Source organism: Alloyangia pacifica (genome assembly GCF_003111685.1).
Lineage (GTDB): Bacteria > Pseudomonadota > Alphaproteobacteria > Rhodobacterales > Rhodobacteraceae > Salipiger > Salipiger pacificus_A.
This window is the reverse complement of the sequence record NZ_CP022190.1, coordinates 836,255-850,426: the sequence shown is the minus strand read 5'-3', so window position 1 is coordinate 850,426 and position 14,172 is coordinate 836,255. Positions and strand designations below refer to the sequence as shown.

Annotated in this window: 13 protein-coding genes; 2 read left to right on the top strand and 11 right to left on the bottom strand. The window is 66.9% G+C overall.

Features of this window, described 5'->3' with window-relative positions:
* Positions 1–28: 28 nt before the first annotated feature.
* The 9 genes from CEW88_RS16910 to CEW88_RS16870 form a co-directional block, all read right to left on the bottom strand.
* Entirely contained in the window at positions 29–1,261 is a 1,233-nt protein-coding gene (locus tag CEW88_RS16910) for a phenylacetate--CoA ligase family protein (RefSeq protein ID WP_108969102.1), read from the bottom strand.
* 24 nt (positions 1,262–1,285) lie between these two features.
* Positions 1,286–1,861 (bottom strand): RNA 2',3'-cyclic phosphodiesterase, encoded by a 576-nt coding sequence (gene thpR / locus CEW88_RS16905; RefSeq protein ID WP_108969100.1) that lies wholly within the window; start codon positions 1,859–1,861, stop codon positions 1,286–1,288.
* Positions 1,862–2,716 (bottom strand): ABC transporter ATP-binding protein, encoded by an 855-nt coding sequence (locus tag CEW88_RS16900; RefSeq protein WP_108969896.1) that lies wholly within the window; start codon positions 2,714–2,716, stop codon positions 1,862–1,864.
* A 65-nt stretch (positions 2,717–2,781) separates the two neighbouring features.
* Entirely contained in the window at positions 2,782–4,074 is a 1,293-nt protein-coding gene (locus CEW88_RS16895; protein ID WP_108969098.1) for an ABC transporter substrate-binding protein, read from the bottom strand.
* A 53-nt stretch (positions 4,075–4,127) separates the two neighbouring features.
* On the bottom strand, positions 4,128–5,204 hold the full coding sequence (locus CEW88_RS16890; protein WP_108969096.1) for a branched-chain amino acid ABC transporter permease: 1,077 nt from the start codon (positions 5,202–5,204) through the stop codon (positions 4,128–4,130).
* Positions 5,205–5,312: 108 nt separating this feature from the next.
* Positions 5,313–5,546, bottom strand: a complete 234-nt coding sequence (locus tag CEW88_RS16885) for a hypothetical protein (protein ID WP_108969894.1) — start codon at positions 5,544–5,546, stop codon at positions 5,313–5,315.
* Between the two features lie 101 nt (positions 5,547–5,647).
* Entirely contained in the window at positions 5,648–6,601 is a 954-nt protein-coding gene (locus CEW88_RS16880) for a branched-chain amino acid ABC transporter permease (protein ID WP_108969094.1), read from the bottom strand.
* 13 nt (positions 6,602–6,614) lie between these two features.
* Entirely contained in the window at positions 6,615–7,370 is a 756-nt protein-coding gene (locus tag CEW88_RS16875; RefSeq protein WP_370457144.1) for an ABC transporter ATP-binding protein, read from the bottom strand.
* 116 nt (positions 7,371–7,486) lie between these two features.
* Positions 7,487–9,451 carry an AMP-binding protein gene (locus CEW88_RS16870; protein WP_108969092.1) on the bottom strand — a complete coding sequence of 655 codons (1,965 nt, stop codon included), beginning with the start codon at positions 9,449–9,451 and terminating at the stop codon, positions 7,487–7,489.
* Positions 9,452–9,782: 331 nt separating this feature from the next.
* Between CEW88_RS16870 and CEW88_RS16865 the strand changes: the two genes are divergently transcribed.
* Both CEW88_RS16865 and CEW88_RS16860 read left to right on the top strand, forming a co-directional pair.
* Positions 9,783–11,666 carry a PAS-domain containing protein gene (locus CEW88_RS16865; RefSeq protein WP_108969091.1) on the top strand — a complete coding sequence of 628 codons (1,884 nt, stop codon included), beginning with the start codon at positions 9,783–9,785 and terminating at the stop codon, positions 11,664–11,666.
* Positions 11,663–12,364: a response regulator transcription factor gene (locus CEW88_RS16860; protein WP_108969089.1), complete on the top strand. Its 702-nt coding sequence runs from the start codon at positions 11,663–11,665 to the stop codon at positions 12,362–12,364. Before CEW88_RS16865 ends, CEW88_RS16860 begins: the two co-directional genes overlap by 4 nt.
* A 19-nt stretch (positions 12,365–12,383) precedes the next feature.
* On the opposite strand, the gene CEW88_RS16855 is transcribed toward CEW88_RS16860, so the two are convergent.
* Both CEW88_RS16855 and CEW88_RS16850 read right to left on the bottom strand, forming a co-directional pair.
* Entirely contained in the window at positions 12,384–12,872 is a 489-nt protein-coding gene (locus CEW88_RS16855; RefSeq protein ID WP_108969087.1) for a DUF2383 domain-containing protein, read from the bottom strand.
* A gap of 61 nt (positions 12,873–12,933) precedes the next feature.
* On the bottom strand, positions 12,934–14,139 hold the full coding sequence (locus CEW88_RS16850; protein WP_108969085.1) for a hydantoinase/carbamoylase family amidase: 1,206 nt from the start codon (positions 14,137–14,139) through the stop codon (positions 12,934–12,936).
* Positions 14,140–14,172: the final 33 nt, after the last annotated feature.

Sequence of the window (14,172 nt, the reverse complement as noted above, 5' to 3'; positions counted from 1 at the left end):
ACCGACTGCCTCGAGGCGCGCGGCCCCGTCACTCGTAGCTGCGCGCGTCCTCGATCACCACGCCGTCGCGAGGCAGCCCGCCGGGCGCCACTAGCTCGACTTTGCCCTTGAGTTTCAGCAGCTCCGTCACGCTGGCCTCGAAGGCTCCGGCATCGGGCGCGCCGCCCTGCCCCGAGGTCTCGATCCGCACGGTCATCACGTCCATCTCGCCCTCGCGGCTGGCGACGACCCGCGCCCGGCCAATCTCGGCATGGCGGGCGACCAGCGCCGCCACCTGCTCCGGACGCACGAACATGCCCTTGATCTTCGTGGTCTGATCGGCGCGTCCCATCCAGCCCTTGATGCGCATGTTGGAGCGTCCGCAGGGGCTCGCCCCCGGCAGCACCGCCGACATGTCGCCGGTGGCAAAGCGGATCAGCGGGTAGTCGGGGTTGAGCGTGGTCACCACCACCTCGCCGACCTCGCCCTCGGCCACGGGATCGCCGGTGCCGGGGGTGACGATCTCGACGATCACCCGCTCGTCGACGATCATCCCCTCCATGCTCGGCGTCTCGTAGGCGATGAGGCCCAGATCGGCGGTGGCATAGCACTGCAGGCAGGCGATACCGCGCGCGGCGTAGAAGTCCCGCAGCGAGGGGAAGAGCGCCCCGCCCGAGACCGCCGCCTTGGTGATCCCGAGCTCCACGCCCATGGCCTCGGCCTTGTCGAGGATGATTTTCAGATAGTCCGGCGTGCCCGCGTAGGCGGTGACCCCCACGTCCGCCGCCGCCTGCACCTGCAGCTCGGTCTGGCCGGTACCGGCGGGCAGCACCGCCGCGCCGACCGCCCGAGCCCCGCTTTCGAAGATCATCCCGGCGGGGGTCAGGTGGTAGCCGAAGCAGTTCTGCACGATGTCGCCCGTGCCGATGCCCGCCGCATGCAGGAAGCGCCCGAGCCGCCACCAGTCGTGCGCGATGCCGCCCGGCTCGTAGATCGGCCCCGGCGACTGGAAGACATGTGCAAAGCCCGACACGGGCCGCGTGGTGAACCCGCCGAAGGGCGCAGCGCCTTTCTGCGCGCGGCCGAGGTCGGACTTGCGCAGCACCGGCAAGGCCGCGAGCGACTCGCGGGTGGTGACGCTTGCCGCATCCACCCCCGCCAACAGCTCCGCATAGCCCGGCAGCGCCTGCGCCCGGGCGATCTGCTCGGGCAGCGCCTCGGCCAGCGCCGCGGCGCGCTCCGCCGCGCTGCGCGTCTCCAGATCGTCGTAGTAACCGCTCATCCGAGCCTCCCTTCCAGCCCAGTCCTATCCTGCCCCGTCGCCGGCAGCACCGGGCGGGAGTGGCAGCGCATAGGCCGCCAATGTCTCGTAGATCGCCCCCTCGGGGGTCAGCCTCGAGGCGACGAGCCGCAGCTCCTCTGCCGCCTCTGCCCCGGTGGCGAGCGCAACCTGCCCCGCCACCGCCCGTTCAAGCCGCGCAAGCGCTTCGCCGCGCAGCCCCGCACCGAAGCGCGTCAGTGTCACATGCGGCCGGAACCGCCGCCGCTCGAGTTGGATGCCCGCCGCCCGGCAGGCCCGCACGACGCGCCCTTGCAGGCCGACCAGCCCCGGCTCGCACGCGATCTCCGCTGCCAAGAGCCGGGTCGCACGCCCGCCGAAACTCTCGAGCCCGGTCACCCGCAACCAGCACCCCGGCAGCGCCTGCCCCTCCAGCTCGAGGTGCAGCTCCTGCAACTCCGCCTCCGCCACCTCGCCGAGGAAGGCCAGCGTCACATGCAGGTTCTCCTCGGGCACCGCGCGCCCCACCGGCAGAGCCTCCTGCACCGCCAGCAGTGGCGGGACCAGCGGCTCCGGCAAAGGCAGCGCGAGGAAGGCACGCATTCACGCCAGCCACCGTTTGCGGCGGCGGTAGGAGCGCACGTCGCGGAACGACTTGCGCCCCTCGTCGGACACGCCAAGGTAGAATTCCTTCACGTCCGGGTTCTCGCGCAGCGCCTGCGCCGGCCCGTCCATCACCACCCGGCCGTTCTCGAGGATGTAGCCGTAATGCGCGTAGCGCAGCGCCACGTTGGTGTTCTGCTCGGCCAGCAGGAAGGAGACGCCCTCGCCCTCGTTGACCGCTTTCACGATCTCGAAGATCTGCTCGACCAGCTGCGGCGCCAGCCCCATCGAGGGCTCGTCCAGCAGCACCATCTCTGGGCGTGACATCAGGGCGCGGCCGATGGCGCACATCTGCTGCTCGCCTCCCGAGGTGTAGCCGGCCTGCGACTTCCGCCGCTCCTTGAGCCGTGGGAAATAGTCGTAGACCATCTCGAGATCGCGCAACACGGCGGCTTTCCCGTCGCGCCGTGTAAAGGCGCCGGTCATCAGGTTTTCCTCGACCGTCAGGTGCTCGAAGCAATGCCGCCCCTCCATCACCTGGATCACCCCGCGCTTGACCAGCGCCGCCGGATCGAGGTCCTGCACTCGCTCGCCGCGATAGGAGATCGTGCCCTTGGTCACCTCGCCGCGTTCGGACTGCAGCAGGTTCGAGATCGCCTTGAGCGTGGTGGTCTTCCCCGCGCCGTTGCCGCCTAAAAGCGCGGTGATCCCGCCCTGCGGCACCGAGAGCGACACGCCCTTAAGAACGAGGATCACGTGGTTGTAGATCACCTCGATATTGTTGACCTCGAGCAGCCTGTCGCGCGCCGCGCCGTCGCGGGCCGAGGTCTGATCGCTTCGCACTCCGTCCAGCATCTTCTTCACTTCCCAAATACGCGAAATCCGGCGGCGACACCCGCGCCGCCGCCGGAGGTGTCAGCTCAGCCGCCGCACTCTTCGTTCACCGGCCAGGGCTGGTTGGCGTCGGCGTATTCCATTGCCGCCTTTTGCTCGAGCGGGGCGATCATGTCGCTGTCGGGCATGATCAGGTCAGACGCCTTGACGAATTTCTCGCCGTCCCATTCGAGGATCCAGCCACCCGAGTGGCCTGTGTGGTTGTCGCAGGAGGTGCTGAACGGCGGCACCATGCCGGCCATACCCAGCTCCTCGAGCCGCTCCTCGGTGATGTCGAGGTTCTCGAGCCCCCAGCGCAGGTCCGCCGGCGTGATCTCGGGTTTGCCCGCGTGCTCCTGCGCCACCCGGATGCCCTCGCCGAGGATCATCGAGATGACCAGCCCCCGCGAATAGAAGACACCCGACATCTCTTCGGCGTTGCTCTGGGTGTTGCCCGGCTCGACCACGTATTTCTGCAGGTCGGCCATGATCGGCGCCTCGGGATTGGGGAACGACCAGCTGACGGACTTGTAGCCCTTGCCGTCCTCGCCGACGATCTTCAGGTCGGCGTCATGCCCGGCCCACCACACGCCCAGCATGTTCTCCATGGGGAATTTGGTCTTCACGGCCTCGGTGATGGCCCCGGCGTTCATCGCGCCCCAGCCCCACATGATCACGTAGTCCGGGCGCTCGCGGCGGATTTGCAGCCATTGCGCCGACTGGTTCTGCATTTCCTTGAGGCCCACGGGGATCGGCACCAGCTCGAAGCCCTGCGCCTCTGCGGCCGCCTCGAGATAGGGCAGCGGCTCCTTGCCGAAGGGGTGATCGAGGTGCAGGAAGGCGATCTTCTTGCCGTTCAGGTCGCCCTGCTCGCCCAGGTAGCGGATCAGGATCGAGGCGCCGTCCCAGTAGCTCAGCGGCGTGTTGAAGGCCCATTGGAACACCTTGCCGTCGGCCATCGGCGAGAAGCCGTAGCCCGGGGCGAGGATCGGGATCTCGTCCACGTTGGTCTTGGGCAACACCTGAAGAGTGATGCCGGTGGACCAGGGCTGGGTCACGATCGCCTTGCCCTTGGTCTTCTCGTAGCACTCGACGCCCTTCTCGGTGGAATAACCGGTCTCGCATTCGTCGAAGTCGATGGCGATGCCGCCGATGCCGCCGTCGCGGGCGTTCATCAGCTCCATGTAGTCCTTCTGCCCGTTCATCAGCGGGATGCCGGTCGCCGCGAAAGGCCCGGTCCGATAGGCGAGGTTCGGCGCGTAAAGCCCCTCGGCCATGGCACTCCCGGCCATCAGGGCACCAAGCGCCGCGGCCCCCGCAAGTCTGGTCAACGTTTTCATCCTGTCTCCTCCCTGAGATCTGCGATGATATGGAAAGCCCGGCCCGCGTCTCCTCAGTGCGGGAAGGGCCAGATGATCAGCTTCTCCCGGATCAGCGCCCAGAGACGCGCGAGCCCGTGCGGCTCGATGATCAGGAAAAAGACGATGAGCGCGCCGACGATCATGATGTTGAGATGCTCGACCGTGGCCGAGCTGATCGGCAGCCCCAGCGCCTGTGGCACCGTGCCCAGCACGACCGGCAGGCCGACGATGAGGATCGCGCCCAGGTAATTGCCGAGGATCGATCCCAGCCCGCCGATGATGGCGATGAAGAGGATACGGAAGCTCAGCGGAATGTCGAAGAGGTTGGGCTCGGCCGCGCCGCGCCACATGAAGACGAAGAGCGCGCCCGCCACGCCCACCACGTAGGACGAGACCGCAAAGGCTGTCAGCTTCGAGCGCATCAGGTTGATGCCGATGAGCTCGGCAGCAATGTCCATGTCCCGCGTCGCCTTCCAGCTGCGCCCCAGCGTGCCGCGGGTGAGGTTGATGCAGAGCACCGTCATCAGCGTGACGACGGCCAGCACCACATAGTACTGGGTGATCGAGCTGGCTTGCGGGCCGGCGACGTAAAGCCCGAACATGTCGAGGTTCGGCACCTGGATCGCACCCGAGGCGTTGTAGTTGTAGAGCCAGCCCCATTTCTCGAACAGCCAGACCAGGAAGAACTGCGCCGCCAGCGTGGCAATTGCGAGGTAGAACCCCTTGATCCGCAAAGAAGGAATGCCGAAGGCGACGCCCACGCCAGCGCTGAAGAAGCCCGACAGCAGGATGGCGATGATCGGGTTCATCCACGGAAACAGCGTCACCAGCTTGTAGCAGGCATAGGCGCCCACCCCCATGAAGGCGGCGGTCCCCAGCGACAGCTGCCCGGCGTAGCCGGTCAAAATGTTCAGCCCCTGCGCCGCCAGTGCGTAGATCAGGATCGGGATCAGCAATGTCTGGAAGGCAAACTCGCTGGCCGTGAGCGGAAAGACCACCCAGGCAAAGCCGAGGATCACCATCAGCAGCACCGCGTCCTGGCGGACCGGGAACAGCGCCATGTCCGACTTGTAGCTCGTCTTGAATTGCCCCGCTGTGCGATAGAGCATCGGTTTCTCCCTCTCCCGGCGCCGCTGCGCCGCTCCTTCAGGTCCGGCCGCGGGTCCGGGGCTCCTCTTCCCCGATCACGCGGTCCTCGTGTCTCTGCCGGGCCGCCCTCAGGCGGGCCCGTGCGTCTCTTTCGGGTAGGCGCGCTTCGGCGGCACGGCGTAGCCGGTCGCCTCCGAGTGCCGCACCAGCCAGAACCAGGCTTTGAGCCCCACCCCGGCGCCCGCCGCCGCCAGCAGCAACGCCGGCAGCACATGCCCCTCGGTGCCGGTCAGCGCGAGGTAGCCGAAGGCCCAGAAGCCCGCCCAGGCCACCACGTTCAGGATCGCCACGAGTTTTGCCATTGCGTTCTCCCCTTTGGTTTCGTCGACGCGCACCTGCATCCCACGGGAGCGCATCCGCTTTCGGCTTCTCCCGGCGCCGCGGAGCGCCGCCGGGAGACTGTCTAGACCCTTTCGATGATGCGCTCTCCGAACAGCCCCTGCGGGCGGAAGAGCAGCACGATCAGCGCCAGCACAAAGGCGAACCAGGTCTCGGTATTGCCGCCCATCAGCGGCTGGCCCCAGTAGATCTCGAAGAGCTTTTCGAGCATCCCGATCATCAGCCCGCCGATGATTGCCCCTGTGATGCTCTCGAGCCCGCCCAGCATCAGCACCGGAAGTGCTTTGTAGGCAATGACTTCCAAGGCAAAGCTCACCCCGGCTCGGGCGCCCCAGGCGATGCCGGTGACCAGCGCGATGATGCCCGCGATGAACCAGACCAGAACCCAGATCGTCTGCAGCGAGATGCCCACCGAAAGCGCCGCCTGATGGTCGTCGCCAAGCGCCCGGATGGCGCGGCCCATGCGGGTCTTGCCGAGGAACAGCAGCAGCGCCACCACCAGAAGCCCCGCCACGACGACCGCCGTGATGTCTTTCTGTTCGAGGATCAGCAGCCCGCCCCAGGGTTCCAGCACCACCGAGTCGGTCGGGATTCCCAGCTCCTCGGTGATCATCACCTTGTTCTCGCCGCCGAAGATGATCTCACCGAAGCCGATCAGGAAGAGCGTGATGCCGATTGTGGCCATGAAGAGGATGATGTCGGGCTGGCCGACCAGCGGCCGCAGCACGACCCGCTCGATCGTGACCGCGAGGACGAACATCACCGCCAGCGTCAGCCCCACGCTGATCCAGGCGGGCACCCCCATCGCGTGCAGCCCGACGAGCGTCAGCGCGGCAAAGACCACCATGATCCCCTGCGCGAAGTTGAAGATCCGGCTCGAGCGGAAGATCAGCACGAAGCCAAGCGCGATCAGCGCGTAGAGGATGCCCGAGACGAGCCCCTCCCACAGCACCTGCAGCAGGAAGTCCGGCGCGGAGAACATATCCACGAAGGGCTGGATGAAGATGTCGTTCAGCATGTCGCCTGCTCCTTCAATGCGCCACGCCGAGATAGGCGTCGATCACGTCCTGGTTTTGCCGCACCTCCTCTGGAGGCCCGTCACCGATCTTCTTGCCGTAGTCCATGACCACCACCCGGTCCGACAGATCCATGACCACGCCCATGTCGTGCTCGATCAGGCAGATGGTGGTGCCGAACTCGTCGTTCACGTCGAGGATGAAGCGGCTCATGTCCTCCTTCTCCTCGACGTTCATCCCCGCCATCGGCTCGTCGAGCAACAGCAACGACGGCTCTGCGGCAAGCGCCCGCGCCAGTTCGACACGCTTCTTCAGGCCGTAGGGCAGCCGCCCCACTGGCGTCTTGCGGATGTTCTGGATTTCAAGGAAGTCGATGACCTTCTCGACGATTTCGCGGTTGGCGATCTCCTCGTCGCGCGCCTTGCCCCACCAGATCGCCTGGCTGGCAATGCCCGCCTTCATGTGGGTCAGCCGTCCGGTCATGACGTTGTCGAGCACCGTCATCCCCTCGAAGAGCGCGATGTTCTGGAACGTCCGCGCCACGCCGAGCCGCGCCACCTCGTAGGGCTTCATCGGCGGGCGTTTCGAACCCTTGTACCACAGCTCGCCCTCCGACGGCGTGTAGAAGCCCGAGATGATGTTGAGCATCGAGGACTTGCCCGCCCCGTTCGGCCCGATGATCGCCCGGATCTCGCCCTCGCGGATGTCGAAGGAGATGTCCTTGATCGCGACGACCCCACCGAACTTGAGCGTGATATTCCGCAGCTCCATCAGCACGCCGCCGATCTGCCGCCCGTCCTCGGTGACATAGCCCCCGTCCTTGCTGGCATCCTTCACGGCATCCTGCCTTTCATTGTTCCCCCAAACACGCTGGTTCGACCCGTCCATCATTCCGCCGCCACCTTGATCGGTGCCACCGGCACCACCTGCGCATCGCGGATCGCCAGCGTCGCCTTGATCCGCCCCTTGCGCCCGTCCTCGTAGGTGACCTCGGTCTCGGTGTAGATGCTCTCCGAACCGTCGTAGAGGGCGGTCAGCAGATCGGCGAATTTCTCGGCGATGATATTGCGGCGCACCTTTCGGGTGCGTGTGAGCTCGCCATCGTCGGCATCGAGCTCCTTGTGCAGCACAAGGACGCGGTGGATCTGACAGCCCGAGAGCATCTCGTCCTGCGCAATCGAGGCGTTCACCTCCTCCACATGGCTCTGGATCATGTCCAGGACCTTCGGGTGCCCCGCCAGCTCCTGGTAGGAGGCATAGGCGATATTGTTGCGCTCGGCCCAGTTCCCCACCGCCGTGAGGTCGATGTTGATGAAGGCAGAGCAGCGATCGCGGCCATTGCCGAAGACCACGGCCTCGAGGATGTTGGGGTAGAACTTCAGCTTGTTCTCGACGTACTTGGGCGCGAAAAGCGCGCCATCCGCCATCTTGCCGACGTCCTTGGCCCGGTCGATGATCCGCAGGTGGCCCGTCGCCTCCTCGATGAAACCCGCGTCGCCGGTGGCGACCCAGCCTTCGGCGTCCTTGGTGCCCGCGGTACTGTCGGGATTCTGGTAGTATTCGACGAAGACACCGGGCGAGCGGTAGAAGACCTCGCCGCTCTCGGCGATGCGGATCTCAACGCCGGGCGATGGCACGCCGACGGTGTCTGGGCGCACCTCGTTGTCCGGCTGCTGGGTGATGAAGACCGAGGCCTCGGTCTGGCCGTAGAGCTGCTTGAGGTTGATCCCCAGCGCCCGGTAGAAATCGAAGATCTCGGGCCCGATCGCCTCGCCCGCGGTATAGCCGACGCGGACCCGGCTGAAGCCAAGCGTGTTTTTCAGCGGCCCGTAGACCATGAACTCGCCAAGCGCATACTTCAGACGCTCCATCGGACCCACCGGCTTGCCGTCGAGGATCTTCGGCCCGACCACCTTGGCGTGGCTCAGGAAGTGGTGGAAGAGCTTGCGCTTGATCGCACCCGCATCCTCCATCCGGATCATGATCTGCGTGAGCTGCGTTTCGAAAACCCTTGGCGGCGCGAAATAATAGCTGGGCGCGATCTCGCGCAGATCGGTCATCATCGTCTCGGCGGACTCGGGGCAGTTCACGCAGAACCCGTTCCAATAGGCCTGTCCGATCGAGAAGATGAAATCGCCAACCCAGGCCATCGGCAGGTAGGCCAGAACTTCCTCGCCGGGGGTCAGGTGGTCGAATTCGGACGAAGACTTGGCGGTCTCGATGATATTGCGGTTCGACAGCACCACGCCCTTGGGCTTGCCGGTGGTGCCCGAGGTGTACAGCATCACGCAGGTGTCGTCGTAACCCAAGCCATCGCGGCGTCGCTCGAGTTCGCCGATCAGCTCATCGCGGGCGGCGCGGCCCTGCGCCTGCACGTGGGCGTAGTCGTGCAGGGCGCGGTGGTCGTATTTCCGCATGCCGCGCGGATCGACGTAGATCATGTGCTCGAACTGGTTCAGGTCGTCCTGGATCTCGATGACCTTGTCGACCTGTTCCTGGTCGGCGGCGATGACGAACCGCGCGCCGCAGTGCTGCAGCACGTATTCCATCTCTTCGGCGACCGCGTCCTGATAGAGCGGCACCGGCACGGCCCCGGCCATCTGCGCCGCGACCATCGACCAGTAGAGCGTCGGACGGTTGCGCCCGATGACCGCCACGTGGTCGCCCGGCGCCACGCCGAGGTTCAGCAGACCCAGCGCAAAGGCCTCGATCTCCTCCTGCGTCTCGGCCCAGCTCCAGCTCTGCCAGATGCCGAATTCCTTTTCCCGATAGGCGGGCCTGCCGGCGAAGCGCGATGCATTGCGCTGCAACAAGGCCGGAACGGAGCGCAGACCAGCCGCGCCCTCGGACATGTAAGCCAAAGTGTCTCCTCCCTAGGCTCCCGGGATCTTGTCGTCTCCCGGACGTCACAAGCCACCTCCTCCGCGGCCTGTGACGCGCTGTTTCGCGAGTCAGCCCCATTAAGGGGTTCGGCCAGCCTGACGGTCAATGTTTTCGTGATCTTTGCCCGAATCTAACGAATTGTAACGCGCCTCTGAGCGGGGAGGTGGCCTGCTCACTTCTGCCTTCTTCCGACACCCATCGATATTCTTGCCTGGGAGAAACGGCGGCGCAGCCTGCGACGTCGCGGCGCGCTTCTCTCGGCGGCGGCAGGGTGCTAGCCCTTGGGTTGGAGGAGATTTCATGGACAAGGACGCGCTCACACAGGCAGGGCTGAACCTGATCCAGCAGGCGCTCTCGATCTATGATCGCGAGCTGAAGCTGGCTGTCTGCAACCGCCCCTTCGCGCAGATGTTCGACCTGCCCGGGCGGCTCACACGGCCCGGCGCCTGCTTCGAGGACACCATCCGCCACCTCGTCAGCGCGGGCGAATATGGCACGGTGGACGATCCCGAGGATTTCATCCGGGCGCGGGTCGAGCAGGCCCGCGCCTTTGCCCCGCACTACATGGAGCGCACGCGCGCGAACGGCCGGACCATCTCGGTCGAAGGGGCACCGCTGCCGCAGGGCGGCTGGGTCACGGTTTACACCGACATCACCGCCGTGAAGGCGCAGGAGGCGCTGCTGCGCACCCGCTCGGAACTCCTGTCGGAAGAGGTGATCCGCCGCTCCGAGGCGCTGGCGGCCAGCAACCGCCAGCTCGCGGCCACCAACGCCGCACTGGAAGAGGCGCGACGCGAACTGACCGAAATGGAAGCGCGCACCCGCCTTACCACCGAGATGATGCCCGCCCATATCGCCCGGGTGGATGCCTCGGGGCGGTACACCTATTCCAACCGCCGCTTGTCGCAGGTGATGCCGGGGCGACCCTCGGAGATCACCGGGCTGCATATCTCCGAGGCCCTGGGGCCGGCCTACGCCAAGGTGCGCCCGCATCTTGAGCGCGCGCTCGAGGGCGCGCAGAGCATCTTCGAATTCACCGACGACGGCTCATCGCGACGCATACGCGCTGTCTTCACGCCCGATCCGGCGGAGCGCGGGGTCTATATTCTCTCGCTCGACGTGACCGAAGAGACGCAGGCCCGCGCCGCCCTGCAGCACGCCCGGCGGCGCGAGCTGGCGTCGCAGCTTACCTCGGGGCTGGCGCATGACTTTTCCAACCTTCTGACCATCATCCTCGGCATGCAATCGAAATTGGCGCGCATGGAGCTGCCGCCCGAGGCGGCGGACCTGGCGGCGGGCACGCTGCAGGCGGCGCGGCGCGGCGGCGATCTGCTGGACCGGATCGCCGGGATCACCTCGCACCGCGCCTGGACTCCCGAGCCCGTATCGCCCGCGGACTTCCTGCGCGATCTGCAGGTGCTGACCGGCCCGACCTTGCCAGAGAACGTCACGCTAGAGATCTCGCCCGCACCAGAGGGCGCCTTTCTGCTCGACCTCGGGCTGCTGCAGGATGCCGCGCTGAACCTCGTGCTCAACGCGCGGGACGCCTGCGGCGCGGCGGGCGGACGGATCCGGATCGAGATGCGCACCGTCAAGGACACCTGGCTGGAACTGGCGGTCAGTGACAGTGGCCCGGGGTTCTCGCCCGAGGCGCTGAAACACGGGCTCGATCCCTTCTTCACCACCAAGGGCGGCTCCGGAACGGGGCTGGGGCTGGCGATGGTCTACGACATGGTCAAGCTGGCAGGCGGGACGATCAAGATCGGCAACACCGGCCCAGGCGCCCGGGTCACCCTGCGCCTGCCGCTGCGCCGCGCGCCGCCGGCGCAGGACCGTCCGCGCGGGCTGGCACTGCTGGTCGAGGATGACACCGAGCTGCGCACCCAGCTCCGCGACATGCTCACCGGCCTCGGTCACGCGGTGGTCGAGGCGAGTTCGGTCGCCGAGGCCTGCGCCCTGGCCGAGGGACTGCCGCTCGAGCTGGTGCTGTCGGACCTGATGCTCGAGGGCGACGCGCCCGGCTCGGCCCTGCCCACCGCCCTGCCCGGGCTCGACGTGCGGTTGATGACCTCGCTGCCGCCAGGCGATCCGCGCCGCGTCGCCGCCGAGGCCGCGGCCCCGGTGATCGCCAAGCCCTTCACCCAAGGGCAGCTCGCCACCTTCCTGAGCGGGGCGGAGACATGAGCGCGCCGCTGATCTCCATCCTCGACGACGAGCCTGCAATCCGCGCGATCCTGTCGGAGGCGCTGACCGAGGCCGGTTTCCGCACCATGGCCTTTGCGCGCGCCACCGAGTTCGAGGCGGCGCTGAAACGCGCCACGCCCGACGTCTGCCTGGTCGATCTGAGCCTGCCGGATCGCGACGGCCTGAGCCTTGTGCACCGGCTGGCGCTGGAACAGGGGGCGGTGGTGATCATCGTCTCGGGGCGCGCGCAGGTGCAGGACCGGGTGACCGGGCTGGAGCTGGGCGCGGATGACTACATCATCAAACCTTTTGATCCGGCCGAGGTGGTGGCGCGGGTCCGCGCACGGCTGCGCGGCCCACGCGCCGCGCCCTCGCGCGGCGAGACCGCCCGTTTCGCCGGATGGACCGCGCATTTCGACCGCTACGCGCTGGAAGATGCCGAGGCGCAGGAAACCCCTTTCTCCCATGCAGAGGGAGAAGTGCTCCGGCTATTTCTGGAAAGCCCGAAACGGCTCATCACCCGCGCGCACATGCAAGAAAGCCTCGGCGGCGCGGCGGGCGAGAGTTTCGACCGGGCCATGGATGTGCGCATCTCGCGGCTGCGCACGAAGCTCCGCGAAGATCCGAAGAACCCGCGCCTGATCAAGACCATCTACGGCGCGGGCTATATCTTCCTCGGAGATGTGGAGTGGGTTTGAGCGCAAGCCGAAGCCAGACTCATTCCTCCTTCGGCGTTTCCGGAAGCGAGCGCTCTTCACTTTGGACCGCCTGCAGCAGATCCTGCAGTTCGGCCTGCATCTGCACCAGCTCGTCGCGGTAGCGCGAGGGCTCCATGGCCTTGATCACCTCTGTGAAGCCGGCGAGCACCTTTGCCTCGGACTCGCGAATCCGGTCCATCATGTCGCCATCGATGTCGCCAAAGACCGCGCGCACCGAGAGGCCTGCACGCTTCAGCGCGGCGCTCATGTTGTCAGAGGGGTCGGCATCGCCGCCGACAGCGGTGATCAGCGAGGTCAGGCGCTGGACCTGCTCGACGTGCAGACCGTGGAAGCGGACGGCAACGAAACGAAACGCGGGGTCGGACTTCTCGACCATTTCCTCGAACCATCCGCGAGCGCCGATGCTGCGGGCCTGCAGGTGGTTCAGCAAATCGAGTTGCTGCGGGCTGGCGGTGATGGCCTTGGGCTCGATAGGGGCATCCTTCATGGCGGGGTCCTCCGGTGTCTGTCACCGAACAAACGCCGCCGCCCCGCCCCGGTTCCCGCCTTCAGCCGAGCGTGCTTACCGCGCCTGCCAATGCGCGCAGCCCGGTGACGAGGTCGGCCTCCGCCGTGTCCTCGGCGAAATCATGGCTGATCCCGCCGATCGAGGGCACGAAAAGCATCGCCACGGGCATCAGGTTCGACAGGTTCGTGGCATCGTGCAGCGCGCCCGAGGGCATCCTCTGCCAGCCACCCGGCGCCGCCGCTTCGGCACCCTGTTCCAGAGCCTTGCGCAGGCGGGCGTCCATGGAGACCGGCGCGAGCTTCAGCATCGGCGCCACCTCCAGCCCGAGGCCACGCTCGGCGCAGATCTCCCCCACCGTCTCGCGGGCAATGGCCTCCATCCGGTCGAGCCGCTCCGCCGAGCCATCGCGCCATTGCAGGGTGAAGCGCACTTCTCCGGGCACGATGGCGTGAGCATTCGGACGCAGCTCGACGTGGCCGATCGTCCAGACCGTCGCCGGGGACACAACGTTGCGAAAACGCTCGTTGAGCGCGGTGGTAAAGGCTGCGAGCCCTTGGAAGGCATCCTTGCGCAGCCGCATCGGCGTGGTGCCCGCGTGGTTTTGTGCACCCTTCAGAGTCATCGTCAGGTTGCGCAGTCCGACGATCGCCTCGACCACGCCAAGGCGGCCGCCCTCGGTGTCGAGCACCGGTCCCTGCTCGATGTGCATTTCGAGAAAGCCCGTAAAACGGTCGGGATCGAGGAAGGCCCCGGCGCGCGCGCCCAGCCTCTTGCGCGCCTCGGCAAGGGTTGTCCCGTCCGGAGCCTTCAGCGCATCCGCCTCGGCCAGAGAGATGTTGCCGCCCCAGATCGCGCTGCCGGTGGTAACGCCAAAGCGCCCTTCCTCGTCCTGGAACGACACGCAGGACACCGGCGGGCCGCCCGCCTCCTGTGCGGCGCGGGCCACCTCGAGCCCCGCGATCACCCCCAGCGCGCCGTCGAGCCATCCACCCTCGACCTGGCTGTCCGAATGCGAGCCGATCAGCAGCGAGGGCCCGTCGACCAGCCCGAAGAGCGAGCCGACCGGGTCGAAATGCGCGCGCAGGCCGGCCTCTTCCATGCGCCCGGCCAGCCAATCGCGCGCCGCAAGATCGGCCTCGGAAAAGGCCGGACGGCAGACGCCCTTGCCGGTGCCGCTGGCGCCGAAGGAGCGCAGCATGTGCAGATCCGCGAGGAAGCGTTCAGGATCGACGGGAAGCGTCGTCATCGGTGTCTCCTTCTTTGTGCCGGGACTGACGCC

What these genes read in the sequence shown, in the direction of transcription:
- CEW88_RS16910 (WP_108969102.1), bottom strand. Translation starts at nt 1,261, where the DNA reads ATGAGCGGTTACTACGACGATCTGGAGACGCGCAGCGCGGCGGAGCGC.
- thpR (WP_108969100.1), bottom strand. Translation starts at nt 1,861, where the DNA reads ATGCGTGCCTTCCTCGCGCTGCCTTTGCCGGAGCCGCTGGTCCCGCCA.
- CEW88_RS16900 (WP_108969896.1), bottom strand. Translation starts at nt 2,716, where the DNA reads ATGCTGGACGGAGTGCGAAGCGATCAGACCTCGGCCCGCGACGGCGCG.
- CEW88_RS16895 (WP_108969098.1), bottom strand. Translation starts at nt 4,074, where the DNA reads ATGAAAACGTTGACCAGACTTGCGGGGGCCGCGGCGCTTGGTGCCCTG.
- CEW88_RS16890 (WP_108969096.1), bottom strand. Translation starts at nt 5,204, where the DNA reads ATGCTCTATCGCACAGCGGGGCAATTCAAGACGAGCTACAAGTCGGAC.
- CEW88_RS16885 (WP_108969894.1), bottom strand. Translation starts at nt 5,546, where the DNA reads ATGGCAAAACTCGTGGCGATCCTGAACGTGGTGGCCTGGGCGGGCTTC.
- CEW88_RS16880 (WP_108969094.1), bottom strand. Translation starts at nt 6,601, where the DNA reads ATGCTGAACGACATCTTCATCCAGCCCTTCGTGGATATGTTCTCCGCG.
- CEW88_RS16875 (WP_370457144.1), bottom strand. Translation starts at nt 7,370, where the DNA reads ATGGAGCTGCGGAATATCACGCTCAAGTTCGGTGGGGTCGTCGCGATC.
- CEW88_RS16870 (WP_108969092.1), bottom strand. Translation starts at nt 9,451, where the DNA reads ATGTCCGAGGGCGCGGCTGGTCTGCGCTCCGTTCCGGCCTTGTTGCAG.
- CEW88_RS16865 (WP_108969091.1), top strand. Translation starts at nt 9,783, where the DNA reads ATGGACAAGGACGCGCTCACACAGGCAGGGCTGAACCTGATCCAGCAG.
- CEW88_RS16860 (WP_108969089.1), top strand. Translation starts at nt 11,663, where the DNA reads ATGAGCGCGCCGCTGATCTCCATCCTCGACGACGAGCCTGCAATCCGC.
- CEW88_RS16855 (WP_108969087.1), bottom strand. Translation starts at nt 12,872, where the DNA reads ATGAAGGATGCCCCTATCGAGCCCAAGGCCATCACCGCCAGCCCGCAG.
- CEW88_RS16850 (WP_108969085.1), bottom strand. Translation starts at nt 14,139, where the DNA reads ATGACGACGCTTCCCGTCGATCCTGAACGCTTCCTCGCGGATCTGCAC.